This window comes from Enterococcus sp. DIV0901a (assembly GCF_051711525.1).
Classification (GTDB): domain Bacteria; phylum Bacillota; class Bacilli; order Lactobacillales; family Enterococcaceae; genus Enterococcus_B; species Enterococcus_B faecium.
Genome location: NZ_JBIOMW010000001.1, coordinates 1,451,929 through 1,478,509 on the forward strand (window position 1 = coordinate 1,451,929; position 26,581 = coordinate 1,478,509).

The 26,581-nt window shown below is 38.5% G+C and carries 21 protein-coding genes and 1 other annotated feature; of the genes, 4 read left to right on the forward strand and 17 right to left on the reverse strand.

From position 1 onward, the window contains the following. Positions 1–80 precede the first annotated feature (80 nt). A complete protein-coding gene (locus IGL70_RS06935; RefSeq protein WP_002289735.1) occupies positions 81–1,016 on the reverse strand; it encodes an alpha/beta hydrolase in 936 nt (311 codons plus the stop codon). 162 nt (positions 1,017–1,178) lie between these two features. Further along, positions 1,179–2,273, reverse strand: coding sequence for a DUF871 domain-containing protein (locus tag IGL70_RS06940; RefSeq protein WP_002295800.1), 1,095 nt, complete (start codon positions 2,271–2,273; stop codon positions 1,179–1,181). 188 nt (positions 2,274–2,461) lie between these two features. Between IGL70_RS06940 and IGL70_RS06945 the strand changes: the two genes are divergently transcribed. Further along, positions 2,462–3,223, forward strand: coding sequence for a peptidylprolyl isomerase (locus IGL70_RS06945; protein WP_002295798.1), 762 nt, complete (start codon positions 2,462–2,464; stop codon positions 3,221–3,223). 114 nt (positions 3,224–3,337) lie between these two features. On the opposite strand, the gene fabZ is transcribed toward IGL70_RS06945, so the two are convergent. Then, positions 3,338–3,778 (reverse strand): 3-hydroxyacyl-ACP dehydratase FabZ, encoded by a 441-nt coding sequence (gene fabZ / locus IGL70_RS06950; protein WP_002309395.1) that lies wholly within the window; start codon positions 3,776–3,778, stop codon positions 3,338–3,340. Between the two features lie 218 nt (positions 3,779–3,996). On the opposite strand from fabZ, the gene fabI reads away from it, so the two are divergent. Further along, positions 3,997–4,752 carry an enoyl-ACP reductase FabI gene (gene fabI, locus IGL70_RS06955; protein WP_002295795.1) on the forward strand — a complete coding sequence of 252 codons (756 nt, stop codon included), beginning with the start codon at positions 3,997–3,999 and terminating at the stop codon, positions 4,750–4,752. 108 nt (positions 4,753–4,860) lie between these two features. On the opposite strand, the gene IGL70_RS06960 is transcribed toward fabI, so the two are convergent. Continuing rightward, positions 4,861–5,913: a branched-chain amino acid aminotransferase gene (locus IGL70_RS06960; RefSeq protein WP_002321517.1), complete on the reverse strand. Its 1,053-nt coding sequence runs from the start codon at positions 5,911–5,913 to the stop codon at positions 4,861–4,863. Positions 5,914–6,038: 125 nt separating this feature from the next. On the opposite strand from IGL70_RS06960, the gene IGL70_RS06965 reads away from it, so the two are divergent. Next, positions 6,039–6,959 (forward strand): mechanosensitive ion channel family protein, encoded by a 921-nt coding sequence (locus IGL70_RS06965; RefSeq protein WP_002313813.1) that lies wholly within the window; start codon positions 6,039–6,041, stop codon positions 6,957–6,959. Positions 6,960–7,238: 279 nt separating this feature from the next. Here the strand turns inward: IGL70_RS06965 and cbpB are convergent, their stop codons facing one another. The 8 genes from cbpB to IGL70_RS07005 all read right to left on the reverse strand — a co-directional run bounded on the left by cbpB (position 7,239) and on the right by IGL70_RS07005 (position 13,606). Continuing rightward, positions 7,239–7,739 carry a cyclic-di-AMP-binding protein CbpB gene (gene cbpB / locus IGL70_RS06970; RefSeq protein ID WP_002295789.1) on the reverse strand — a complete coding sequence of 167 codons (501 nt, stop codon included), beginning with the start codon at positions 7,737–7,739 and terminating at the stop codon, positions 7,239–7,241. 106 nt (positions 7,740–7,845) lie between these two features. Beyond that, positions 7,846–8,364 (reverse strand): metallophosphoesterase, encoded by a 519-nt coding sequence (locus IGL70_RS06975; protein WP_002288030.1) that lies wholly within the window; start codon positions 8,362–8,364, stop codon positions 7,846–7,848. Then, entirely contained in the window at positions 8,365–9,720 is a 1,356-nt protein-coding gene (gene rph, locus IGL70_RS06980) for a ribonuclease PH (protein ID WP_002319030.1), read from the reverse strand. A gap of 2 nt (positions 9,721–9,722) precedes the next feature. Then, positions 9,723–10,544 (reverse strand): glutamate racemase, encoded by an 822-nt coding sequence (gene racE / locus IGL70_RS06985; RefSeq protein ID WP_033602723.1) that lies wholly within the window; start codon positions 10,542–10,544, stop codon positions 9,723–9,725. Between the two features lie 163 nt (positions 10,545–10,707). Then, positions 10,708–11,364, reverse strand: coding sequence for an amino acid ABC transporter permease (locus IGL70_RS06990; RefSeq protein ID WP_002295785.1), 657 nt, complete (start codon positions 11,362–11,364; stop codon positions 10,708–10,710). A 15-nt stretch (positions 11,365–11,379) separates the two neighbouring features. After that, the gene (locus IGL70_RS06995) at positions 11,380–12,027 is read right to left on the reverse strand and encodes an amino acid ABC transporter permease (protein ID WP_002288038.1); all 648 of its coding nucleotides are present in this window, start codon (positions 12,025–12,027) and stop codon (positions 11,380–11,382) included. 12 nt (positions 12,028–12,039) lie between these two features. Continuing rightward, positions 12,040–12,855: a transporter substrate-binding domain-containing protein gene (locus tag IGL70_RS07000; protein ID WP_002288041.1), complete on the reverse strand. Its 816-nt coding sequence runs from the start codon at positions 12,853–12,855 to the stop codon at positions 12,040–12,042. Between the two features lie 13 nt (positions 12,856–12,868). Continuing rightward, positions 12,869–13,606, reverse strand: a complete 738-nt coding sequence (locus IGL70_RS07005; RefSeq protein WP_002288042.1) for an amino acid ABC transporter ATP-binding protein — start codon at positions 13,604–13,606, stop codon at positions 12,869–12,871. Between the two features lie 253 nt (positions 13,607–13,859). Here IGL70_RS07005 and trpS point away from each other — a divergent pair, with 253 nt between their 5' ends. Then, entirely contained in the window at positions 13,860–14,870 is a 1,011-nt protein-coding gene (gene trpS, locus IGL70_RS07010; RefSeq protein ID WP_002288045.1) for a tryptophan--tRNA ligase, read from the forward strand. 169 nt (positions 14,871–15,039) lie between these two features. Here trpS and pheT read toward each other — a convergent pair whose 3' ends face one another. From pheT to IGL70_RS07035, 5 genes are all read right to left on the reverse strand, one after another. Next, on the reverse strand, positions 15,040–17,460 hold the full coding sequence (gene pheT, locus IGL70_RS07015) for a phenylalanine--tRNA ligase subunit beta (protein ID WP_104873690.1): 2,421 nt from the start codon (positions 17,458–17,460) through the stop codon (positions 15,040–15,042). 4 nt (positions 17,461–17,464) lie between these two features. Continuing rightward, entirely contained in the window at positions 17,465–18,508 is a 1,044-nt protein-coding gene (gene pheS, locus IGL70_RS07020; RefSeq protein ID WP_104873689.1) for a phenylalanine--tRNA ligase subunit alpha, read from the reverse strand. Positions 18,509–18,561: 53 nt separating this feature from the next. Further along, positions 18,562–18,773, reverse strand: a binding site (T-box leader). A 43-nt stretch (positions 18,774–18,816) separates the two neighbouring features. After that, a complete protein-coding gene (locus IGL70_RS07025) occupies positions 18,817–19,158 on the reverse strand; it encodes a winged helix-turn-helix transcriptional regulator (protein ID WP_002295781.1) in 342 nt (113 codons plus the stop codon). Between the two features lie 68 nt (positions 19,159–19,226). After that, positions 19,227–22,949, reverse strand: coding sequence for a helicase-exonuclease AddAB subunit AddA (gene addA, locus IGL70_RS07030; RefSeq protein WP_104873688.1), 3,723 nt, complete (start codon positions 22,947–22,949; stop codon positions 19,227–19,229). Further along, the gene (locus IGL70_RS07035) at positions 22,946–26,473 is read right to left on the reverse strand and encodes a PD-(D/E)XK nuclease family protein (protein ID WP_104873687.1); all 3,528 of its coding nucleotides are present in this window, start codon (positions 26,471–26,473) and stop codon (positions 22,946–22,948) included. Before IGL70_RS07035 ends, addA begins: the two co-directional genes overlap by 4 nt. Between the last annotated feature and the right edge of the window lie 108 nt (positions 26,474–26,581).

The window sequence follows — 26,581 nt, forward strand, 5'->3', positions numbered from 1 at the left end:
ATAGATCAATCGATAAAAGAAGCCTTTGACTGGATCCAGTCAAAGGCTTCTTTCTTTTCATCCCCTACTTTTAAACTCGTTCAATGAACATATTGGCTTAAAAATTGTTGGACTACTTGCTGATATTTTTCAGGATCTGTCTTGTATGCTTCCGCATGCTCGGCTCCTTTTACAACATACTTTTCTTTTGGTCCCTTCGTTGCACGATAGACCTTATCTAACATTTCAAATGGTACAAATGTATCTTCATCTCCATGTATAAAGAGCATTGGGCGCTGGTTTTTCTTCAATTGTTCCACTGCATTTGCTTCACCGAAAAAGTAGCCAGCACGGACTTTTGTCACTAGACTTGTTACTTGCATAAGCGGAAATGCTGGAAGACTAAACATATCGTCTAGCTGATAGGCAAGCTCATCATGGACGGAAGAATAACCGCAATCTTCAATGATTGCTTTCACATTATCTGGTAGTTTTTCTCCGCTAGTCATCATAACTGTTGCTGCTCCCATGCTGACACCGTATAGAACGATTTCTTGCGATTTTCCATTGTTTTCTAGCACTTTGTTTATCCACTGTACATAGTCTTTACGCTCTGGCCATCCAAATCCAATGTAATCCCCTTCGCTTTTTCCATGTCCTCTTGCATCAGGAACAAGGACATTGTAACCCATATCATGAAACATCTTTGCGTAATTGGTCATCGTTTCAGCGTTTCCCATATAGCCATGAGCCACAAGAGCTGTTTTTTCACTTTTCGTTTCAGCAGGAAGATAAATCGCTGATAATTTCAGACCGTCTTTTGAAGTGATGGTCCAATCGCTTCGGTTTTCTTTTGAACTAAACCATTTATGTGCATCCGTTTCTTTGGATGTCTGTGTTGTACCAGGTGTATCTTCGTCTAAAAAGTCTTTCTCAGAAGGCACAACAGCATAATTATAAAAATAATTCCCTGCAAACACTAACGCAACAATCAGAGCTAAAGCGACGCCTAAAAGGATTTTCATCCAAAGTTTCATAAATCATCCATCTCATTTCTCTTTTTTCATATAACCTTGAATTAGTATAATCAAAGAATCTCTACTATGCAATGTTCATTTTTATAACCTATAAAAAAACAAAATAAAAAAGCAGAAATAACTGGCTATTTCTAGCGGATTATTTCTGCAATAACTAATTATCTATTTTTTATTTTCAATTAATTTAAAGCTTGACCATGGTTTCAAAAAGTCAAGGAGGAATAATTCGTCATCGGAGATTCTTCCTACAACATTGACACGTCCGTCGTTTTTCATATCCTTCAAGGCGATTTGTGTTTCTCCTTTGTATTGACCGTACCCTTCATTGTCAATCAGTACATCCCCATGATGCATATCTCGCGTATTATGAGGCGGGAAATCTTTATCTTTGTAGTATACACGAGTCATCGTTGAACGAAGGATATATTCTGAGCGATCCCCTCGATAACTATGAAGGTTATCAAACAAGCAGATTCGTTCGTTTTCTGTAATACCTTCTTCCGTATCTACTTTCAATGTTGGATAATCCGCGTTAAATGCTTCTGCCATTTCTTTCAATTCTTCTTCACTTGCGTACGCATTTCCAATAGAAATATCATCAATCAATCCTGTAAGGATTAAATGCTTCACTTGTGTCGCAATTTCAAGATCTCGGTGGTCTTCCAGCGTGCACAAGCCATCTTGCGTAGGCCAAGGGCCAAACTCAGCAGATTGCGAATTGACGAATGCCATCGTATTCAAATTATATTTTCTGAATTTTTCTGAACAAAAAACAAAGTGTTCGTATCCTAAACCAGAGTATCGATGAGGATAAAAATTATGAGAACCTAATAAATTATCCGTGTTTGGCGAATAACTCATGATGTTGTCAACGTAATTCGTGCCCGAACTCATATTGATCTCGATTTTGATACCAAAAGGATTGCGCGTCATTTTTGCTTCTTCTGCTCCTGTGAATCCGATATCTAAGCGGACCCCGTAGGCACCCATCTTATGGAAAAAAGATAAGTCATCGTAAGAAATCTCCAACTGTTCAAATAACGCTGGATTGATATCAACCATTACTTCCATGCCTAGGCTATTCGCGTAATCAACTACTTCTTTAAATTCTGAAAGAACTTTTTCTTTATCATCATTGATCTGCAGCAAACTGGTAAAAACCCGTTTATACCCATACTTATGAGCTAAATCCAAGTACGCTTTGTCCTTTTCAAATGTTGACCGTTCTGGATAAATCGAGATTCCTAATTTTCCCATATTACCATTTCCTCCTGCATCTTTTCGTTTTTGTATCCACTTACATTATAGCAAACACAAAGTAAATGGTCTACACCTTTTCTTTTTCTTTTAAAATAAATGATAAATTCCAATAATTTAAGTAGGTATTTTCCCTCTATTTTGTTATCATTAAAGATAACAAAATAGTAAATTGGAAAGGAACAGTTATGAAGAAAAATAAAGTTATTTTAAGTATTAGTTTAGCAGCAGCATTGCTGTTTGCTGCTGGTTGTTCTGCAAACAACACGACTTCTTCTAGTTCGTCTACAGAAAGTTCAAAAAGTACATCTACTGCGGAAAGCACGACTGCCAGTAGCGTCGATTTGAACGCATTGGAATTACCACAATTGACGAAAGATGTCGCCGAAAATGAAGATCTGGTCGAAATGGTGACGAATAAAGGCACAATCAAAATCAAATTATTTCCCGAATACGCACCAAAAGCGGTTGAAAACTTTATGACACATGCAAAAGACGGTTACTACAACGGACTGACTTTCCATCGCGTCATCAAAGATTTCATGATCCAAGGTGGCGATCCTAAAGGCGATGGCACTGGAGGGGAAAGCATTTGGGGAGAAGGATTTGAAACAGAGATCAACAACCACCTTTATAATATAAGAGGTGCGTTATCTATGGCTCGCTCACAAGATCCTAACAGTAACGGCAGCCAGTTCTTTATCGTTCAAAATACAGATGATATGCATGATGGTCTTTTAAAAGACGACTATCCTCAAGCAATCATCGACGCTTATAAAAACGGCGGTTATCCTTCACTAGATGGCCATTATACTGTCTTCGGCCAAGTGATTGAAGGAATGGATGTCGTGGATGCTATTGCAAATATCGAAACAGATAGTTCAGACAAACCAAAAGAAGAAGTAAAAATCGATAAAATCAATATACTGCAAGAAGCAAAACAAAAATAAAAAAATAACGTCTGAATCCCGCATAGATGACAACGTATGCTAGGATTCAGGCGTCTTCTTTTTACATAAAAAGCAAGTAAGCTTCCTTTTGTTTTGCTATATCAGGTTTTATAGTCAAGCATTTTGGTTGACGATGAACGTGAACTCGCACTCACAGACTTTTTTATCATCTACATATGCTGCAGATAACGCTGTACCGACTGATCCCTTCATTTTTGTGATTTCAAAATGACATTTCAGCACATCTCCTGGAACAACTTTTTGACGGAATTTGGCCTTATTGATCCCACCGATATAAGCTCTTTTTCCTAGAAACTCTTCTGATTTTAGGATAAGTATCGAACCTGCTTGTGCCAGTGTTTCTAGAATCAACGCACCCGGCATCACTGGATTGTCAGGAAAGTGACCTTGGAAAAAATCTTCATTGATTGTTACATTTTTTGTCGCAACGATCTTTTTTCCTGGTTCTAAAGTATCTACATAATCAATATAACAAATAGGATAACGATTAGGGATCAAGTCCATTACTTCAGTAGCAGATAATACGTAAGACATAATTAAACTCCTTCTTTCAGGCAATTGCCATTTTCATTACTTTGACTATCAAAGTATCATATTCCTAAATATTTAGCAATCTTTTTTTAATTTAAGAAAAAATAGTTTGACAATCAAAACATTTTGACTAATAATTAAGAAATCAAGAAGTTATTTTAGCTATTATTCTCTATTTTTTACGACTATCAAATTTTTATCAGAAACAAAGGAGAGTCATTATGTCATTTCTAGAAGGAAAAAAAATCGTCATTATGGGCGTCGCTAACAAAAAAAGCATTGCTTGGGGTTGTGCTGAAGCAATGTTGAAACAAGGGGCAGAAATTATCTATACTTACCAAAATGAACGAATGAAAAAATCATTAGTCAAATTGGTCGGCGAAGAAGCATTCACTGTAGAATGTGATGTTTCTAGCGACGAAAGCATCGAAAAAGCAATGAATGCCATCGGTGAATATGCTGGGGAGATCCACGGCCTTGTCCATGCAGTTGCTTACGCCAACAAAGAAGAATTGTCCGGAAATGTGTCTGATATTTCCAGAGACGGCTATCAATTAGCTCAAGATATCAGCAGCTACTCTTTAATTGCTGTATCAAAATACGCACAACCGTTTCTTGCACCAAATAGCGGAATCGTTAGCATGACTTATCTAGGTTCAGAGCGCGCAATCCCGAATTATAACATGATGGGTATCGCGAAAGCTTCTCTTGAAGCAGCTATCCGTTATTTGGCAGCTGAGTTTTCACCTAAAGGCATCCGAGTCAATGGTATTTCAGCTGGAGCAATCAAAACATTAGCTGTTACAGGGGTTAAGGACTATCAAAAACTGATCCAGTTATCTGAATCTCGTACGCCTGATCAGCAAGGTGTAACGATCGAAGAAGTCGGTAATGCTTGTGCTTTCTTGATCAGTCCTCTTTCCAGCGGAATCATCGGTGATATTATCTACGTTGACAAAGGTGTCCATCTTTCATAAACTTTTGTTGCATTCTTTAAAGTAAAACATATAAAAATCAGGAAAAAACTTTTTAAAGTCTCTTCCTGATTTTTTTTTTTACGTTTTTTTCAACTCGTTACTTTGAAATTATTCCACGACTTCAATCCAGCCTTCTGGTGCTTCTATGTCTCCAAATTGAATACCTGTCAATTCATCATACAACCGTTTTGTTACTGGTCCTACTTCCGTTTCACTATAAAATACATGAAGATTGTTATTGTGATAAATCCCACCGATTGGAGAAATAACAGCCGCTGTACCACATGCACCAGCTTCTGCAAATTGATCTAGATCATCAATGAAAATATCTCCTTCTATTGCTTGAAGTCCTAGTCGCTCTTCGGCTAATTGCAGCAAAGAGTATTTCGTGATACTTGGTAAGATAGAGGGCGATTGCGGAGTGATGAATTTTCCGTCTTTCGTAATCCCAAAGAAATTTGCTGCCCCTACTTCTTCGATTTTCGTGTGTGTGGCTGGATCAAGATAAACACAATCTGAGTAATCCAGTTCTTTTGCTTCTGTTCCTGGAAGTAAACTCGCTGCGTAATTTCCGCCGACTTTTGCTGCGCCTGTTCCCTTAGGAGCAGCACGATCGTAATCAGATACAATAAAATTCGTTGGTTTTAGCCCACCTTTGAAATACGCTCCTACTGGCGTACAGAAGACGACAAATAAGTATTCTGGAGCAGGATGGACACCAATGTTTTCACCGACCCCAATCAGTAAAGGGCGCAAGTATAATGTAGCGCCTGTTCCATAGGGCGGCACAAAATCTTCATTTGCTTTTACTACTTGCTTGACAGCATCAACGAACATTTTTTCAGGGACCATTGGCATCAGCAATCGTCTAGCACTTTGATTCATCCGTCGACTATTTTGTTCAGGTCGAAAGAGATTGACCTTGCCGTCTTTTCGACGATAAGCTTTTAGACCTTCAAAACATTGCTGACCATAATGAAGCGCTGGAGAGCCTTCATGAATCGTCAGGTAATTATCTTCTGTCAATTCTCCTTCTTCCCATTGTCCGTCTTTCCATTTGGCAATAAAACGCCAAGGAGTTTTGATATAAGAAAAACCTAGATTGTTCCAATCGATTTGCATATACTTACCACCTTCGTTATTTTCTCCACATTTTATCATTATCCATATTATTTGTCATTTTATTTTCAGCTTTTTTCCTTCATTATAGTTATTTTTGCTATTTCCTTTTTTGAAAACTTCTTGGTACAATACAGAAAGAATCAAATTTTAGAAAAGAGGATTTTATGTTTTCATTATTAGCAACTGCCGGTACGACAGACTCTTCTGGCGAGACATTGACAGATCAAGCTGTCAGCAAAGTAAATGCGTTTCAGCGGTTTTGGGACGGGATTGATTGGGACGCCATTTTGGCTGCCTTTATCCAAAAAAGTTTATATCTGGTTTTTTTGATCATCCTTTTTTGGATTCTTCACCGTGTGGGAAAATATCTGATTGATAAGTCTTTTAATCAGTATTCTAAAAAAGCCATTCTAAACGAGAGCCGCTTAAAGACTTTACATAGTCTTTTAAATACTATTTTTCATTATACCCTTGGTTTCTTTTTTATCTATGCAATTTTATCTGCTATCGGTGTGCCGATCGGATCACTTTTGGCTGGTGCCGGAATTGCAGGTGTGGCGATCGGTCTTGGTGCCCAAGGGTTCATGAGTGATGTTATTACCGGATTTTTTATTATCATGGAACAACAGATGGATGTTGGGGACTACATCAAGCTAGCAAACTTAACGATTGAAGGAACCGTCGTATCTGTTGGTATCCGTACCCTTCAGCTGAAAGCAACGGATGGTACTGTCCATTTCATCCCGAATCGAAACATCACCACGATTAGCAATCTCTCTCGTGCAAATATGCAAGTACTTTTAGATATCCGGATCGTTCCTGAAGAAGGATATGACAAAATCTATGAGATTATTGATCGAGTAAATCATACATTAGCTGAAAAATACCAAGAAGAGCTTCAAACTGAACCTTCCATCTTTGGATTAGTGGATCTTGGAAACAGCAATTTTGCGATTCGTACGGTCTGCTACGCATTGAACGGAAAACAATATGCCTTAAAAGAAGAGTTCTTGAGCTCCTATGTCAAAGAATTGACAGCTTCTGGTTTCACGATTCCGAACAGTCCAATTGCTGTCGGAAAATAATTTGGACAAACGATGCAACGAATCTCACTAAAAAGAGCGTGGGACAAAAGTAAAGAACACTTTTGTCCCACGCTCTAAACACGTATAAACGGCGGAAGCAGAAGCAACTCCTTCGGAAATAAGCTGAAATTCACAAAAATTTGAAAAGTAATTTTCGTGAATTCCTTCTTACTTCTTGGAGTTAAACGCTTTTGTCCCAGCCTCTTTTTCAAGATAAAGTCAAAACTGGTACGCTGTTTTTTCTACTTATTTTTTGATTATCTTTTAGTTTCTCGTTCTTTAGCTCACGATATCGATTTGTTCTTTTAATTCTTCGATTTTCGGAGACAATATATTACGACGTTCTAATTCATGCACCATGAAGTTTACGGCTTTAAGCAGCTCTTTTCTTGTAATGATTCCTTTGAAAATCCGATCTTCTGTGACAACCGGTAAAAAAGGCGAATCGACTAACAAATGGAGTACTTCTTCTAGTTCCCAATTTTCATCAATTGTCGGAACATCTGTTTCTGTCACATCAGCAACCGTTAGTCCTTCTAACGGGTCCATGCTGATTGTTTGCAAGTCAATCATTTTATTGACCACATCTGATAAACTTACTAGTCCTACAAAGTGATCATCTTTTCCTAATACAGGAATTTTGGAATAACCGACCTTCGATAACACAAGTAAACCATGGGACAATGGATGATGATACATAACATTTGCCACATTTTCTGCAGGAATCAAAAACGTTTCCTGATTTTCCAGCAGCATTTCTCTTACTATAGGTCCAATCATCTGATGGCCTCCATTTCTATTTCATTCAACACTACTATTTTACCGAAACCGGATGCAAAATTCATAAAATAAAGCTTACTTTTATTAAAAATTAGAGTTTTTTTATTCAGCGCTCTCTCGAAAAAGAAAAGGCCAACTCTTCAACTGCCTGATGGGCACGGTTATAGTATTGAACAGAAATTTGGTCATCTAAACTTTCGATAAGAGCATATGATGGGATTTGGATCGGGCCTCTAGGCTGAGAAATGCTACCAGGATTCAAAAACAGGATTTTCTGATCCATCTCACAGCCTATTTGATGGGTATGACCAAAAAACACCATATCGGCAGTTGCAGCTCGAGCTTCGATTGCTAACTGTGTCAAACCAAATCGGACATTCGATAAATGACCATGAGTCATAAATACTGTATCCTGACCAGTTTGGATCACTTTTTTCTGTTCGAATCCTGGTCCATAATCACAATTACCTTGAACCACTTGGAATGTATCCCATAATGGGTCAGAAGCTTCTAATTCCGAATCACCACAATGGAAAAAGATATCCACTTCAGAACGATAACGATCTACTAAGTCAACGAGGATATCTCTGTCTCCATGATTATCACTTACTACTAAATACCGCATCTATCTCTCTCCTTCCAGCCATTGTTTCCACTCGGCACTCAATTTTTTCATTGCTTGAGCCCGATGACTGATCTTGTTTTTTTCTTCGCTCGATAATTCTGCTGCTGTTTGTTTCTTACCTTCTGGGATAAATAAAGGATCATACCCAAAGCCATTTTCGCCAGATGGTATACGGGCTACTCGACCGGGCCATTCCGCTTCTACTACAAGGCTGTCTTTTTTGGGTGCCGCGAATACTAATGTACAATGGAATTGTGCTGTTCTTTTTTCATCCGGCACATCTGTCAATTCATATAATAATTTGGCGTTATTCCCCGCATCACTTTTTTGTTCCCCTGCAAAACGTGCAGAATAGATTCCTGGCATACCGCCTAAAGCATCCACTTTCAAACCTGAATCATCTGCTAAGACTGGCTGATCAAGCAATTGTGCAATCGTTTCTGCTTTTAATCGGGCATTTTCTTCAAATGTGCTGCCAGTTTCTTCCACATCTGGCAATTCAGGATAGTCAAGTAATGTTTTTACATGATATCCCGCTTCTTTGAACATATTTCGAAACTCTTCTGCTTTTCCTGGATTTCTTGTCGCAATGATGATTGTTTTTGTTTCTTCTATCCGCTCATCATTTTGAGCAAACTCTGTTAGCAAAGCATGTTTTTGCTCTTTGATCAAATCTTCAATCGCGTTTTTTCCAAAAAAGAGCATTTCATTCAACTGTTCACCATCAAACGTTGCTTCTTCTCCAGTTCCTTGAATCTCCACGAATTTTCCAGATTCTGTCATTACTAGATTCATGTCTACAAGTGCTGCGGAATCTTCTTGGTAATCCAAATCTGTGACGCAAGTCCCATCTGGCAAGATTCCTACGCTAACTGCAGCAAGATGTTCTTTTATTGGATCTTCTGACAATTCTTTTTCTCTTAAAAGTTTTTCAATGGCTAATTTCAATGCCACGAACGCCCCAGTGATACTTGCTGTTCTAGTACCGCCATCCGCTTGGATCACATCGCAGTCTACGATGATACTACGTTCTCCTAATTTTTCCAAGTCTACTACTGCACGCAAGGAACGACCAATAAGACGCTGGATTTCCATTGTTCTACCAGAAAGTTTTCCTTTGCTGCTTTCTCTACGATTTCTCGTACTCGTTGCTCGAGGCAGCATACTATATTCTGCTGTCACCCATCCTGTTCCTGTTTCTCTCAAAAAAGGGGGAACAGAATCTTCTATTGTTGCAGAACAAATAACTGTTGTATCACCAAAACGGATCACAACCGATCCTTCTGGATATTTGAAAACATTTGTTTGAAGCTCCAGTTTGCGAAGCTCTTGGGCTTTTCTCCCGTCATGACGCATCCTTATTTTCCTCCCAATTCAATATGATCTACATTTAGGTGTCCGATTCCAAGCCAGTCTTCAGCTATTTCCTCGAAAAGTTTGGCAGAGCCAGTTGTATAAAACTGGCATAATGTCCGACCATTTTGCGGTGAATTGCTCAGATTGAAATAATCTAACAGCATAGATACTTCACCTACTGTTTCTGCTCCAGAATCGATCAGTTGAACATTTTCACCCACTACATTTTGAATGATGGGGCGTAATAATGGATAATGGGTGCATCCTAAAATCAATGTATCGATTTTTTTAGTCGTTAACGGAGCTAATGTTTCTGCTACGATTTTTTTCGCCACCGATGAATGGTATTCATTACTTTCGACAACTGAAACAAATTTTGGACAAGCAAGACTTGTCACAGTCAATTCTGGTACTTTCTCTTTCAGTGCTTTTTCATAAGCTCGACTTTTTACCGTACCAATCGTACCAATAATGCCAACTTGTTTATTTTGTGTTTTTTTTACTGCCGCTCTAGTACCGGGAAGGATCACACCGATGACTGGAATAGAAAGAGCAGCTTTGATTTCTTCTAAAGCCACCGCAGTTGCGGTATTGCAGGCGATCACCAGCATCTTGATTCCTTGATCCACCAGATAATCCGTCATTTCCCAAGTATACTGGATTACCTGTTCCGCGGGTCTAGGGCCATATGGGCAGCGTGCCGTGTCTCCTACAAATAAAATATTTTCATTCGGTAATTGTTTCAGGGCTTCTTTTACTACAGTCAAGCCACCGACACCTGAATCAATAAATCCGATAGGGCGATTATCTGTCAATCGTATCATCCTTTTTTTCAATAAATTCTATCCTCCCTATTGTGTACTTTTTAGCGTGATTTTTCAAGTGCTCTCCCTTTTTTAAAATAATCAAAACCTCTGCTTTTCTAATTTTAAAGAAAAAAAGCCGGTTGTGACTTTAGTTTGCCACAACCGCTAAAAGAATCATCTATTAATAACTGTACCGTCTCTTTTCCAAGTAACCGGAAAGCAGAGAAAGCGCGTAACATACCACGAAGTACATAAGTGTCATGATGATGAACATCGGAAGCACATAATTGGTGTTCTGTCCATAAATAATACGTGCCTGATGAGAAAGTTCAGGTAAAGAAATGATTACTGCTAATGAAGTATCTTTGATCAGTGAAATCAATTGGCTCACAATTGCCGGGATCATTGATTTAAATGCTTGCGGTAACACGATCGTTCGCATCGTTTCTACATAAGTCAGTCCCGTTGATAATCCTGCTTCCATCTGTCCTTTTGGAACAGCATTGAGTCCAGCTCGGAAAATTTCCGACAACATAGCTGACTCAAAAATCGTTAATGCTGCAACAGCAGACCAAAAGATGTTCATCTGAATGCCGATTTGAGGTAAGGCAAAGTAAGTGAAGAAAATGATCAATAATAATGGAAGATTCCGTATAATGTCAATCACTACACCAAGGATTTTGGAAAAGAAAGGGATATTCGCAAAACGAATCACACCTGTCAGACCACCGATCAAGAAACTAAAAATGATCGAAAACAATGAAACTTCAACAGTAACCTTTAATCCTTCCAATAAAAAACGGATATTCATCCATGAAAAAGCGCCGCTAAAATCCATGTATTTCCCCTCCTTCTATGAACGAACCGCCCATTTTTTCTCAAGATAAACCATTAAGTAAGATAACGGTAGCGTGATAACTAAGTAAAATAACCCAACGATGATATACGTATCGAAGGTATTGAATGTTTCACTGGCGATCAAGTCTCCTTGATACATCAAATCTAAACCAGCTACGATTGCTAAAATAGATGAGTTTTTCACGAGGTTGATAAATTGGTTGCCTAATGGCGGAATAACAATTTTGAATGCTTGCGGTAAAACAATATAACGCATGATTTCTGAATAGGTAAAGCCAGAAGATAGTCCTGCTTCTGTTTGACCTTTTGGTACGGTTTGAATCCCTGAACGTACTGTTTCAGCAATAAAAGCAGATGTATAGATCGTTAATCCAATCGTACCTGCTTGGAATCCATCTAGATTAAACCAATAAATCGGTACGACAACATAAAAAAACATCACGATGATTAATAATGGAATGTTTCTAAAAAATTCTACATATGCCTTTGCTAAGGCGCTCACTACTTTATTCTTTGATAATTGGAAGATTGCCATTAACGTTCCGATAATCAAACTAAACACAAGTGCTAAGACACTCGAAAACAATGTGATCTTGAACCCGTCGACAAAGATTGGTCCATAAGTCTGTATCAATTCGCTCATTGCCTCTCCCCCTTACTCTACTTTTCCTTCAGTTTCATTTGGAAACCATTTTTGATAGATTTTATCGTATGTGCCATCTGCATGCATTTCCTCTAGCGCTTGGTTAACAGCTTTCAAGAAGTTTTCTTGCCCTTTGTTGATCGCAATCCCGTAAGGCTCATTAGTAAATGTTCCACCAACTAACTCATACTCTGGATTTTCATCTGCAATCCCTAACAAAATCGCATTATCTGTAGTCATCGCGTCTCCCTGACCAGATTGTAAAGCAGTGAATGCTTCTGCATAGTTTTCTAATTCTAAAATTTTTGCATCTGGTGCATGCTGTCGGATATTCGCAGCCGATGTAGAACCTTTGACTGCTAGAACCGTTGTAGAAGCATTCAAATCATCTACACTTTTGATTTGACTTCCCTTCTTTACCAACAAAGCTTGGCCAGCATCGAAATAGACATCTGAAAAGTCGACCTGTTTTTTTCGTTCATCTGTGATCGTCATCGTTGCAATAATTGCATCGATATTTCCGTTTTTCAATAATGGAATCCGAGTTTTAGAAGTGACTTCAACAAATTCTGTTTTTCCATTGTCACCAAGGATCTTTTTAGTGATTGCTTTTGCAATATCTACATCAAATCCTTGTACAGTTCTGCTCTCAATATCCATCATTCCAAATAATCGAGTATCATACTTGACACCCCAGATGATTTCATTGGTAGATTTGCTTCGCTCTAAAATATCTTCATTTGCCAACCCATTTCCTTTACATCCGGCTAGTGCAAGAAAAGCAATGCCTAAAAGGAAAATCAGGCGTATTTTTTTTAACCTGCGCATCTTTTTCCTCCTATCAATGATTGATAACTTTACTGATAAATTGCTGTGCTCGGACTTCATTTGGATTTTCGAAAAAGTCTCTCACATTTCTGCTGTCTTCCAATACTTCTCCATCAGCCATGAAGATAACACGATCCGCCACTTCTTTGGCAAAGCCCATTTCATGTGTCACGACAATCATTGACATACCGTCATGAGCCAATTTTTTCATAACGTCTAATACATCACCAATCATTTCCGGATCCAAAGCAGAAGTAGGTTCATCAAACAGCAGCATCTCAGGATTCATCGCTAAACCTCTGGCGATTGCCACCCGTTGCTGTTGTCCCCCGGATAACATGGAAGGATAAGAATCTTTCTTATCTAACATATTGACAGTTTTCAGAAATTTCTCAGCGTTTTTGACTGCAGTTGCCTGGTCTTGCTTTAACACTTTGATTGGTGCTAATGTAATATTTTCCAGAACGGTTTTATTAGGATACAAATTGAAATGCTGGAAAACCATGCCGATATTCTTTCGGACTTCTGTCAACTTTGTCTTTTTATCATGCAAGTCAGTATCATTAATTAGTAGCTTGCCTGAAGAAATCGTCTCTAATCCATTGATACAGCGAAGCATCGTGCTCTTTCCTGAACCAGAAGGACCAATGACAACGACAACTTCTCCTTTCTCGAATTCGAGATTGATATTTTTTAATGCGTGGAACTTGCCATAATATTTATCCACGTGATCAAATTTAATCATTGCCATAGAATTACACTCCCATTATTATTTAGTAAGATTTCTTTTAAAGATGTATAATAAAATACATTATATCTGATAGTTTAGTAATTTGTAAAGTTTCTTAGAACGTTTATTCTTCCATAAATATTTCTTCCATTTCTAATCTATTAGTTATTTTATCCTCTTTCCTTGTTTTTTCATTAGGAACTGTTGTTTCTTTTCAGGAAAAACGGTAAGATATTAAGTGCTCAGACTTACAAATCGTAAAGAGGTGTCTTTTTTGAAAAATATTATTTTAACGGGAGATCGACCAACTGGGAAGCTGCATTTAGGGCATTACGTCGGTTCTCTAAAAACCCGAGTGGCTATGCAGGCAGATGAAGACAACCAACTGTTTGTCATGATTGCTGACATGCAAGCACTGACAGATAATGCTAAAAATCCTGAGAAGGTTTCATCAAATGTCTTGCAAGTTGCTTTAGACTATTTAGCCGTGGGATTAGATCCTGCAAAATCTACTTTATTTATCCAATCACAAATTCCGGAATTAGCTGAATTAACCATGTATTATTTGAACTTAGTCAGCGTAGGACGCGTTCGGCGCAATCCGACTGTCAAAACAGAAATCGAACAAAAAAAATTCGGTGAAAGCGTGCCTACAGGATTCTTTATCTATCCTGTTTCTCAAGCAGCAGATATCACTGCATTCAAAGCGAATCTTGTACCTGTTGGCGAGGATCAAAAACCAATGCTAGAGCAGACACAGGAAATCGTACAAAGCTTCAATCATACATATGGTGAAGTCTTGGTAGAACCAAAAGGCGTATTCCCACCAAAAGGAATGGGTAGATTACCTGGAATAGATGGAAATGGCAAAATGAGTAAATCGTTAGGAAACGGTATTTATATCTCCGATCCTGCCGATGTCTTACAGAAAAAAGTCATGAGTATGTATACTGATCCAAACCACATCCATGTACAAGATCCTGGACAAGTAGAAGGGAATATGGTCTTCACCTACTTGGATGTATTCGGAACAGATAAAGAAGCAATTGAAGAAATGAAAGCTCATTACCGCCGCGGCGGACTTGGTGATGTAAAGATCAAACGATACCTCATTGATGTATTGGAAGCTGAATTTGCACCGATCCGTGCGCGCCGAGAAGAATTGGAAAAAGATCCTTCAGCTGTTATGGAAATCTTACGTAAAGGTAGTGAAGAAGCTGCTAAAGTAGCTGCACAAACACTTTCTGAAGTAAAATCAGCAATGGGAATCAATTACTTCCATTAATTCATTTACTCTAAAAAAACAGGCTGTAAAGGCCTGTTTTTTTATCTCGTCTCTGTGCTATTCCTTTTTTAAAATCAAAAAAAGAGATGTGACACAACTTCGTCACATCTCTTTTTCAAATGTATGGTCTTCAATAGCTACTTGATTGTTACTTACTATATTTTCCCTCTTAGCGAATACTTGCCTCTAGGTTTTCTACCAACGCTTTTTCGACTTTTTCCATTCCTTTATTGATTTCTTCATCTGTCAATGTTGCTTCTGGGTTGACGAATGTCAGGCTATACGCCATGGATTTATGTCCTTTTTCAATGTTTTCTCCTTGATAGACATCAAATAATTGGATATCTGTTAAAAATCTTCCGGCAGCAGAACGGATAACTTCTGTTAATTCCTGATTTGTCACAGTTTCTTTTACAAGCAAAGCGATGTCCCGGCTGACTGCTGGGAATTTTGTCACTGCTTCGAAAACGATCCCTTTTTGAGCAGCTTCCACTACAGCAGATAAATCAAACTCAGCAACATATGTTTCTGGAATATCATAACTTTTTGCAATCGTTGGATGCACTTGACCGACAAAACCAATAAATTTTTCGCCAAGGTAAATCGCAGCAGTTCTTCCAGGATGCATTTCCTTCATTTCTGTCACTGTTTGATAATGGACATCTTCAGTGATGCCTAGTTGTTCAAATAAGTTTTCTAAAAGACCCTTGATGGTGAAAAAGTCTACATTTTGAGCTTTCGTCTGCCAATCTTTTTCTTCCCAAATACCAGAAATAGCGATTGCTGCATGTTTTACTTCTTGCGGCAGATGTGTGCACGGATCATTTTCTTGGAAGAATACCCGCCCAATTTCATATAAAGCAATCTCTGTATTTTTTCGAGCAGTGTTATAACTGATATCATCTAATAGTCCGCTGATCAAATTCATTCGTAATACAGAACGTTCTTCGCTCATTGGCCAGTCCAAACGTGTAATATTGCTTTCTTTTATAACAAACTGTCTTGATTTTTCTTCTGTTGTCAATGCATAACTGATTGCTTCGCTCAATCCGCTTCCTTCAAAGATCGTACGAATTTTACGAGTAGTTTCTTGTTCTTTTGACAAGCTTCCAGCAACCGTTTCTCCACTTGGAAGTGTAGATGGCAACTGGTCGTATCCATAAATACGAGCAACTTCTTCGATAATATCTGCTTCGATTTGGATATCCCAGCGTCTTGGTGGTACTACTACGGAATAAACATGCTCCTTTTCTTCATAGCTAAATCCAAGTGCTTCAAAAATCTCATTTACTTCTTTAACGACAAGAGATGTTCCTAAATATTGATTGATGCGTTCAAGTGAAATCTTCACTGATACGTCTTCTGCTTTGATCTCTGAACCTTTGACCGCACCTTGTAGAACTTCCCCACCCGCAAGAGAAACGATCATTGCTGCAGCAACCTCACTGGCTTCTCCAACAGTCGCATGGTTGATTCCTTTTTCAAAACGTGCAGAGGATTCACTACGCAAATTAAATTGTTTTGCTGTACGACGAATCGAAATTGGATCAAATAAAGCAGATTCTAGTGCAACTGTTGTTGTTTCATTCGTGATCTCTGAGTCTAACCCTCCCATGACACCAGCTAAAGCAACTGGTTCTTTGCCGTTAGTAATGACGAGATTGTCAGTTGTCAATTCCCGAGATTCTCCATCTAGTGTTACTAATGTTTCATTTTCTTTTGCACGGCGGACAAGGATCTCTTTTGATTTCAATTTGTCGTAGTCAAATGCATGTAGTGGTTGTCCGAATAAAAGCAAAATATAGTTCGTCACATCTACTACATTGTTGATTGGACGAATGCCTTCGTTCATCAAAAGATTTTGCAGCCATTGAGGACTTGGCTGGATTCTTACTCCTTCAATGATTCTGATTTGATAAGCAGGAACTGCTTCTTTATCTTCAACTTCCACTTGAATTTTATCGCTAGCAGGACGTGAGGATTCTATCAGCTTTTCGTCATCGAATGTAGGAGTCTGACGATAAATTGCCCCAACTTCATAAGCTACGCCACGCATTGACAATGCATCCGCACGATTCGGTGTGATAGACAATTCAATAATCGAATCATCCATATCCAAATAAGGAAAAACTGGATCGCCATTTACAGCTTCTTGTGGCATATAATAGATACCTTCAGCGTATTCTTTCGGTATAACACTATCTGAATAGCCAATTTCTTGTAATGAGCAAATCATGCCATTTGATACTTGGCCACGCATTTTTCCTTTTTTGATTTTTACATTACCAGCGATACGTGAGTTAGGAAGTGCAACAATCACTTTGATTCCAACCTTCACATTAGGCGCTCCACAAACGATTTGAGACAGCTCGTCTTCGCCAATATCGACTTGACAAATAGAAAGGTGATCAGAATCTGGATGTGGTACGCATTCCTTGACTTCACCGACAACGATTTTTTTCAAGCCTTCTTCTGGAACCGTTACTCCCTCTACTTCGATTCCTGTCACAGACATCTTATCCGCTAATTCTTTTGGTGTTACATTCGATAAATCTACATAACGATTGAGCCATTTATATGAAACTAACATCTTCTTACTCCCCCTTGAACTGACTTAAGAAACGTAAGTCATTTTGATAGAAATTACGGATATCATTCACTCCATACCGCAACATAGCTACGCGGTCTGGTCCAAGGCCGAAAGCAAAGCCTGAATATTCTTCTGGATCGATTCCTGACATCTTCAACACATTCGGGTGCACCATGCCAGCTCCTAAAATCTCGATCCATCCAGTGTATTTACATACGTTACAACCGGCACCACCACATTTGAAACAGCTGACATCTACTTCTACTGATGGCTCCGTAAATGGGAAATAACTTGGACGCAAACGAATTTCACGATCTTCCCCAAACATTTTTTTCATTACGACTTCTAATGTTCCTTTAAGGTCGCCCATCGTGATGTTTTTATCAACAACTAGCCCTTCAATTTGATGGAACTGATGACTGTGGGTCGCATCATCTGTATCTCTGCGGAAGACTTTCCCTGGCGAGATCATTCGTAGAGCACCCTTAGAGAAATCATGTTTTTCCATTGTCCGTGCTTGGACTGGTGAAGTATGTGTCCGAATCAATATCTCGTCTGAAATATAGAAAGTATCTTGCATGTCCCTTGCCGGATGGTCTTTTGGCAGGTTCATCCGTTCGAAATTGTAATGGTCAGACTCTACTTCGTAACCTTCTACGATCTGATACCCCATACCCACAAAAATATCTTCAATTTCTTCCATGATTTGTGTCACGATATGACGTGTACCATGTTTTACTTTTCTACCAGGTAGTGTCACGTCTATTGTTTCTTTTGCCAAAGCTGCATTTAACTCTTCTTCTTCTAATACTTGTTTTTTTCGCTCGATCTCTTCTGTCAAAAGATCTCGGATCTCATTTGCGAAACTTCCGACTTTTGGTCGCTCTTCTGGACTTAGATCTTTCATCCCACGTAATACTTCTGTGATCGGTCCTTTTTTTCCTAACGTTTCAACACGTATTTGATTTAATTCATTTAAATCTTGTGCCGCTGTGATTTTGACGAGCGTTGCTTCTTTCAAGCTCTCTAATTGTGCTTGTAGAGACATGTGCTTGTTCCTCCTTTAAATTCCAAATACAAAACAAAAAGACCTCATTCCTGTTAAGGAACGAGGTCTTCGCGTTACCATCCTAATTTGCGGATAAATGACTTACACCGCACTCTTACTTCGTTAACGACAATTGCCGGTCTGATTTTATCAGACGAACTCGGAAAGTGAACTTCATTTTTCAAACACAGGATCTGCTTTCAGTCTGCGACAGATCTCCCTGAACTGGTTTAGCCAAACTACTCTTTTTCGTCATCGTTCTTTACTTATTCGTATGGACTATAGTTTACAAGATTTTTTTTACAAAATCAACCGCATTCTTCCTCTGTGACCCATTTTTCGCTCCAAACTTGTATTTGACGCATCGCTTTTTGCAAGTCTGCTCCTTTTTCAGTCAAGAGATATTCTGAACGGCTCTTTTCGCTACAGGCAAAGTTTCGAGTGACTATTCCTTCTTTTTCTAATTCCTTCAAGCGTTCGACTAATACTCGATCACTGACCATCGGGATTTTTGCCGCAAGCTCAACAAAGCGTTGCGGACCGTTTTCGAGTAGTACATCGATAATCAATCCGTTCCATTTTTTTCCTAAAATAGAGAATGTTTTTTCAAATTTAGGGCATAAAACGAATTCTGTCTGTGTTAGCTCCATCATACTCACCTCTTCCCAGAGTATAGCATAATCCTTACAAAACATAAGTCAAGTTTGCTCAATTATAATTATTTGTTAATGTTTATAATTTGTTTCACTCGAAGCAAAATTAGGAAAACATTTTCTACTGGCTTATTCAAAGCTTCTGACATTGCTTGTTGGTAAAGTCTTAGCTGTCCTTGATATTTTTGGACGATTGCATCTATTTCTGCTGGATCATCCGGATGTAAAATAAAATCTGTTTTAAAATCATAGATATTGAGATGATCTTTTTCTTCTAGGTATCCATCGACGATTCCGTGGATTAATAGTTCATCTTCTTGATTTGGATAGTCTTGAAATACTTCGTCAGCAGGAAGCAGCATGGAAAAAGGTTGTTCTCGTTTTACGTTTTCTTTGTTGGCAATCAGCTGTTGACCAAGTTCTGTTTGAAAGAACCATATAATAGAAGAAACATCTACTTTTTTCGCGACTTTTTCGTCTACTAACCGTTTCCTTACCAATTCCTGTAATTTTTGATGGATACTCTCTGTAGTTGGCATCTCTAATGGCAGTAATTGCAGTAAAGCATGGGTAGCTGTTCCAACAGCAGCTGCCGACACTTGCCGATCTTTTTGCAAAAATTTTGGTTCTGCTAGTTGTTCTTGCGTATAACGAAATTGACGGGATGCTGCTTTGTTCTGACTGCTTTCCAGAGTCAAACGTGATTCTTGTGTATCATCTGGATCTTCGAATAATCGTTTGATTTCAGATACAGATTGATAACTTGTGGTTTGTGAAGAAGCTTGATAAGGATATTCATATGCCAGACGTTTTTGTAACGAATCTGCTAATAAAGTTTCATCTTCTTTCATCTGCTGATCTAAGTTAACCAGTTCTTTTTCAGCAAGCAACTGTCTTTGTTCAATGATCGATTGCTGATTCATCCATGAAATAGAAAACTGTGCATTTGAATGTTGAAGAAGAGAAGTCGAAATTTCTTCCTCTAAGTATTTCTGCATTTCAGGATGACGGATCAATCCGTAACCAATCCAATTCATTAAGCTGCTTCTGCCCTTCAAACGTAGCGCAGGATCAAAAACCAACTCCTCATGATCAGCTGCTTCAGACCACGTTTGGATCATTTGCTCTTTATTTTTATAGGAACCGACAATGAAAAGCTTTTGTTCTGCCCGAGTCAATCCTACATACAATTTACGCATTTCTTCCGACAACAATTTGTTTTGCTTTGCCAATTTGATGGCTTGAAACGGTAACGTATCATATAACACTCGTGTTTCAGGATCCATATAGCGAATTCCTGCTCCAAGTTTTTCTTCAAAAGCATACCGATTGCGCAAGTCTTGTAAGTTGAACTCCTTTGTCATATCTAACAAAAATACAACTGGGAATTCCAAGCCTTTACTTGCATGGATCGTCATAACGCGAACAGCATTATCTTCTATTGAAATGACTGGTTCTGCTAAGTCTTTATCTTTTTCTTGCATTTTTTCAATGAAACGCACAAACTGGTATAATCCTCTGAAAGAACTTTGCTCGTAAGCTTTGGCACGATCAACCAATGCATAAAGATTGGCTTGTCTCTGTGCCCCTGCTGGCAGACCGACCACATACTCTAGATATCCCGTCTCATAATAGATATCCCATAACAAGTCAGTGATCGAAGAACGGCGAGCAAGTTCTCGCCAATGCTCTAGTTGCTTGCCAAAATGTTCCAGCTTAGCTGCTAATTCATCTTCGTTTGATGCTTGATAAGCAAGCACAGCATCATAGTAAGTATGTGCACGGTCAGCTAATCGAATGCTGGCTAATTCTGGTTCAATCAGACCCACGATCGGCGAGCGCAATACAGCCGTAAGCGGAATATCTTGATAGGGATTATCGATTAATTGTAGCAGCGAGATCATCGTGCGAATTTCTGTCGCTTGAAAATAGTTTTGAGCATCATTCATCTCTAATGGAATATCCAATGTTTTGAAAATCTCTAAAATCGTTAAGTTGTTCTTCTTTGTAGGTGTCAAGAGAACAATGTCTTTGTACTCTATCGGACGACTTTTTTTTGATTTTTTATCATAAATCATAAAGGAGGAATCAATTAATTGACGAATTTTTAGTCCTGTCATAAAAAGTTCGCCTTCTGTTTTGTCTTCCAGTATATCATCCGTCGGAATCTCAATCTCTGATTCTTCCTGTTCTTTTTCATAGATCATGATTTCCGGCTCAAACTGTTCATTCTCTGGAAAGTCTGAAAATCCTTGGATCAGTTTGGCTGCTTCGTCATAATTGATTTGACCCACTGCTGGATCCATTAGTTGTTCAAAAATAAGATTCGTAAAAGAAAGGACTTCTTTTCTAGAGCGGAAGTTCTCAGCCAAAACGATTCGACGTCCGCCTTCTTTCTTTGAGAAATTCTCGTATTTCCCGATAAATAAACTAGGATCTGCTAAACGGAAAGAATAGATGGATTGTTTGACATCCCCAACCATGAACATATTTCCTTTTGTATCATCAGGTTCTCTTAGCCAGTATAAAATGGCTTCTTGTAATTGGTTCACGTCTTGATATTCATCTACCATTACTTCTTTGAATTTTTTTCGATAATGTTTTGAAGCTTCACTTGGCAGCCATGCATCTTTCGTTTTTTCTGTGAGAATCTGCAACGCTAAATGTTCCAGATCATTGAAATCCAGCACACCTTTTTCCCGTTTACGCATACTGAAACCGTCCATGAAGCTTTGCGTGACTTTTGTCATTTCTTCGACTAACGGTAGTGCTTTGTCCGTTAATTCTTCCATTTGGCTTGGGGAAACAGGAAAATAACTTTTACTTATCTGCTGAATCAGTTTTTTTGCTTTATCCCTCATGCCCTTGACTTCATTGGAAATTTCTTTCAATTCTGCTTTCCGACTGCTCTTAAAAGTTGAAAAAGTTAGTTGTTCCAAACCAGCATAAGCTTCTTCTAACCGATCTTGCGAGAACGCTTCATAGATATTCTTGATCTGCTGTTGTTCTCCAGCTACTTGCTCATGCATTTTTTCTAATCCTTCACCTTGTGCTAACTGAGTCATCTGTTCATATAATTGTACACATTGGTATATATCTGCCAAAACTAAAGGACGGATTTGTTCTTGATATAATCGAGATTTCGCTAGCCCCTCAGGCAAACGATAATTATCGCTTAACTGTTCTAGCCATTTTTGGGGGTCAGGGTTGGCACGGGCAAACTCATAAAGAGAAAACACCAGATTCGTCAAGCCGTCATCTGAACGATCATTAGAAAAATTCATTGTTAATTGGAAAAATCGTTCATCATTTTCTGCATAAAGTGCTTCTCTCAGCTCATCCCACACATCCTCCTTCATCAAGATCGTTTCTGTTTCATCTGTTAACATACGAAAGACTGGATCAATATCAATTAAGTAATAATAACGTCGAATAACTGTCAGGCAAAAAGCATGTAAGGTTGAGATATTCGCTGTGGGCAATAAAACTAACTGCTTAGTAAAATGCTGTCTACGTACAGGGTCACTTTCGCTATTGACGACTTCTTGTAATGCCTCTTGAATTCTTTCTTTCATTTCTCTTGCGGCAGCTTCAGTAAATGTCACAATCAATAATTCATCGATATCAAAACCCATTTTTAGTTTTTCAATCACTCTTCGAACAAGCACTGTAGTTTTACCTGATCCGGCAGACGCAGAGACTAATAGATTATCTCCTTGATCAAAAATCGCTTGCCACTGATCATCTGTGAATCGTTCATTTTGCGGTTTTAAAGGAATTTGATTCACTCTTCTTCACTCCTTTTCAATATTCTACGCAGTGCTTCTTCCTTATCTATTTTCTCCAGACGGTGGTAATTATTTTCTTTCAGCATCACATCAAACGTACAGATGCTTCTGAATGGACAAAATTCGCAGGCAATCCGCTGTTTATCTTTATAAGCTGGATTTAGTTTGATTTCTCCGGAAGTAATCGCATCTCCAGCTAACCGCATATTTTCCCGATTATGCGCCATGAATAGTTGCAGTTCTTCTTCCGTGAAAAATTTGTCTTTACTGAAACTACCTTTTTGGTATTCATCTTTCGCATTTTTTTTCACTGGATAGATCAGTGATTGTTCTTTTGCTTCCAGTGAATGATCTAGTACTTCTAAAAGAGCGGGATCATCGACAAAAACGCCATCATAACTAAATTTTTTCAATGTATTCTTCTCTACATCATCTGTCTCCGTCAATACAGGATTATGAACATGTAAATAATATGATCCTGCTGGTTTAACAGCCGCCTTTCCAGTCAAACGTACCGCATCCATCAATGCTACGTCCAGATACGTCAATAATTGCATAGCCATGCCATAATAAGCTTCTGTGACATCGAATGAACGTCCGCTAGATTTGTAATCAACGACGCTTAGCCAAGTATCTTCTTGTTCAGAAGCTACATCGATTCGATCGATTTTCCCTCGAACATGGAGTTTTCCACCATTACTCAACGGTAATTCCAGACCTGTGATACCTTTTGCTCCAGCAATCTGACCAAATAGAATCTCTGTCTGAAGAGGATGCATGCCTGTATTTTTGCTCTGTTTTTGCAAAGCCCATGCCACTTTTTGAATCGTCTGTCCTAACTGGTAGCGGATATAGTTCATTCTTGCAGAACTATCCAATATCTCAAACCGAAGTTCTCCGAATACTTCCTGCAGCACTTTTTCAGTAAAGTCTCTACGCTGCGTATCGGACATATTCACTAAGGATAATTGGTTTGAAAACAGTAGCTTGAAGAAACGATCCAATGATTCATGATAAAAATCACCAGTTGCTGCTGGAGTTAGACCATAAACAGTTCGTTCTTTCAATTTCAAACCAAATTGCATGAAGTATTTGTATTCACAATTATAAAAATTCTCCATACGTGAAATTGAAGTATAAATTTCTTTTCCATAAAGCTCTTCCGCCATTTTTTCTGGCATCGAAACAGGAACATTTAAATGTTCCTGACTTTCAAAAATCTGTAAAGCAAAATTTCGCCATGACGAATTCAGTACTAATTCTTTGAGCTTTTGCCAGTGCTTTGGTACAGGTTTTTTTTCATCTAAAGCTAATCGATAAATCCTATTGACTGTATTGATTCCGCTTCTGTAAGTCCCTACATAACAATTAGGGTCGCTTTCGATCGTCAAATGCTCTTTTCTCTCGACGGGAACAGATAAATATTCTGTGATTCTACGCAAATAAGGAGACATCTTCAGCGAGCCATCTGTGTCATAGCTTTGTGCATAACTAAGATATAATCGATCTGTTCCGGAAAGAAAAACAAGATAGGCTTGGAAAGGCTCAAAAGAGATACTTTCCTTTGATGGGTCGAATAAAAACTGTCCATCTGGCAAGGCCTGATTTAATACTTCTCGTTCTTCACTGGACAACAATCCTTTTGTCTCTTTTCGGTCTGGAAACACTTGATCATTCAACCCTAATGCAAAAGTGACGGCAGCTTGATTTGGTCGAACTAATTCCAAACGATTGATTCGCACTTGGTCGATTGCGGTAGGGATTTTACCATAACTTAGATTTTCTAGACCACTCGTAATGATTTCTTGGAACAGTGACCAGTCAAAAGCCGATTCACCATAAATTACTACATATTCATCCAACAGATCAATCAGCGCTCCCCATGTCTGCTCATGGTTTCTTGCCGCTTCTAAGTTTCCTCTGTCTACTTCCTGATTACGCCAAAACAATAATTGTTGCTGTACGCCACTTTGGATCAAAAATTGATAAAAAACATTTGCGGCCTCTTGTCCTGTTTTGCTTTTCTTTATTTTTTTCAAAAATACTGGTACAGCTTTCTGAAATAATCGTCTAATCGTATTTGACTGTTCTTCCAAATACTGTACGTCTTCAATCTGTTCTGCTTCAAAATCATACGCCACAAACTGCCAGTCTTTTTCACGAGTCCAATAAGTTCCTTGATAATTGTAAGCAAGTGCTACATTTTCAGTGATGTCCAGTTTTTTCCTGAATTCATCTCGCTCTTGTTTCCATTCATCAAGTTCGGTTTCTGCTTCCGTCGACAGAAATAATTCAGTTTTGAAAAAACGCATAATGTCACTTAGCCGATAAGAATAGCGGTCAAGAGCGAACAGACTGTTGATCCATTCGATCAGCGGATGATTTTCCATCATTTGTTCTTCATCGATATAAAAAGGAATTGCCATTTCTTGAAAGATCGGCCGAAGGATATTTCCATATAAAGACATATTTTTTGTCAGCACTTGGATATCACGATAACGGTAGTTTTCTTCACTGACTAGTCGTCTGATTTCAACAGCTAATTGTCGGACTTCTTCAGTTGGATTTTCAGCTTCCCACAAATGGAGATACTCTTGTCCCCCTAATTTGTGTACTGCCGCTTTCTTTTGGCTAGATGTCTCTTCCCACATTGTTTGCAGCAGTTGAAGCTCTGTCGGACGAGTCTGCTCTGGTGCAAATCGGTCCACTAATATAGGGACTTTCCGTTCTCTTGCACTTTGAAAAAGACGGAAATAAAGCTTTCCAGTCTCATGAAAGAGCGTAAGTACTTCTGGAAGATCCGCTGTATAAGGACGATCCAGCAATAAATCGACAACCAATTGCCCCTTTTCCATCATTGCCTGCAGTAATTGATACTCTTGACCATTGATTCGAGAAAAACCACTGACAATAAATTTGATGTTGTTGAAATCTTGTGTCTGCATATAATTTGCTAGTATAGATAGTGCATCTTCATTTGTTAGTGCACGTTGAGTCAATTCGCTGTCATAAGCTGAAAAAATCAGCTTCAAGTCTTTCATTTTAAGTTGCTGGTCTTCTGCATTAGGTGAATCACCAAATAAAAGCATCAGGTCTTCTGGTTGAATATTTCCTGTACGCAATTCACTGTAGAGTTCTTGTAATTGACGAATAAACCCTCTTTTATTGATTTCTCCGCGAAAGATTGTTAATTCTTCCTCATTTTTTTCTAAAATCTGTCGCAAGATCATTGCAGATCCTGATTCTGATAATTCATTTCCTGTAAGAAGAGTTGTCTGTTGCAGCAAATACCAAGCCAGACGATAAAAACTAAATACTTGAACGTTTGTTGTGCTGAAAGCTTTTTTTCCGCTTCTTCTTCGCATCTCCGCTAAAATTTCTTGTTCCTGTTCGAATTTGCTGTAGTTGGGAACAAGGAAAAATACTTGGTTACTTGCATCCTGGTCGAGCCAAGCGGATGCTTCGTCGATCAAGACTTGACGGTGATCTTTTTTCCCGTTTCCAAGAATAAATTGTAAAGACATGCTTTTCCTCCTTCAACACATGATACGGTGCTCCTTTATTATATCAAAAAATACTGAACATTTGTTCTATATTCTTCAAATTATATTCTTTTAAGGTTCTGATATTTC

Bases quoted from the DNA above. Each gene is read 5' to 3' on its own strand.
- IGL70_RS06935 (WP_002289735.1), bottom strand. From the start codon at position 1,016: ATGAAACTTTGGATGAAAATCCTTTTAGGCGTCGCTTTAGCTCTGATT.
- IGL70_RS06940 (WP_002295800.1), bottom strand. From the start codon at position 2,273: ATGGGAAAATTAGGAATCTCGATTTATCCAGAACGGTCAACATTTGAA.
- IGL70_RS06945 (WP_002295798.1), top strand. From the start codon at position 2,462: ATGAAGAAAAATAAAGTTATTTTAAGTATTAGTTTAGCAGCAGCATTG.
- fabZ (WP_002309395.1), bottom strand. From the start codon at position 3,778: ATGTCTTACGTATTATCTGCTACTGAAGTAATGGACTTGATCCCTAAT.
- fabI (WP_002295795.1), top strand. From the start codon at position 3,997: ATGTCATTTCTAGAAGGAAAAAAAATCGTCATTATGGGCGTCGCTAAC.
- IGL70_RS06960 (WP_002321517.1), bottom strand. From the start codon at position 5,913: ATGATAAAATGTGGAGAAAATAACGAAGGTGGTAAGTATATGCAAATC.
- IGL70_RS06965 (WP_002313813.1), top strand. From the start codon at position 6,039: ATGTTTTCATTATTAGCAACTGCCGGTACGACAGACTCTTCTGGCGAG.
- cbpB (WP_002295789.1), bottom strand. From the start codon at position 7,739: ATGATTGGACCTATAGTAAGAGAAATGCTGCTGGAAAATCAGGAAACG.
- IGL70_RS06975 (WP_002288030.1), bottom strand. From the start codon at position 8,364: ATGCGGTATTTAGTAGTAAGTGATAATCATGGAGACAGAGATATCCTC.
- rph (WP_002319030.1), bottom strand. From the start codon at position 9,720: ATGCGTCATGACGGGAGAAAAGCCCAAGAGCTTCGCAAACTGGAGCTT.
- racE (WP_033602723.1), bottom strand. From the start codon at position 10,544: ATGATACGATTGACAGATAATCGCCCTATCGGATTTATTGATTCAGGT.
- IGL70_RS06990 (WP_002295785.1), bottom strand. From the start codon at position 11,364: ATGGATTTTAGCGGCGCTTTTTCATGGATGAATATCCGTTTTTTATTG.
- IGL70_RS06995 (WP_002288038.1), bottom strand. From the start codon at position 12,027: ATGAGCGAATTGATACAGACTTATGGACCAATCTTTGTCGACGGGTTC.
- IGL70_RS07000 (WP_002288041.1), bottom strand. From the start codon at position 12,855: ATGCGCAGGTTAAAAAAAATACGCCTGATTTTCCTTTTAGGCATTGCT.
- IGL70_RS07005 (WP_002288042.1), bottom strand. From the start codon at position 13,606: ATGGCAATGATTAAATTTGATCACGTGGATAAATATTATGGCAAGTTC.
- pheT (WP_104873690.1), bottom strand. From the start codon at position 17,460: ATGTTAGTTTCATATAAATGGCTCAATCGTTATGTAGATTTATCGAAT.
- pheS (WP_104873689.1), bottom strand. From the start codon at position 18,508: ATGTCTCTACAAGCACAATTAGAGAGCTTGAAAGAAGCAACGCTCGTC.
- IGL70_RS07025 (WP_002295781.1), bottom strand. From the start codon at position 19,158: ATGGAGCTAACACAGACAGAATTCGTTTTATGCCCTAAATTTGAAAAA.
- IGL70_RS07035 (WP_104873687.1), bottom strand. From the start codon at position 26,473: ATGTCTTTACAATTTATTCTTGGAAACGGGAAAAAAGATCACCGTCAA.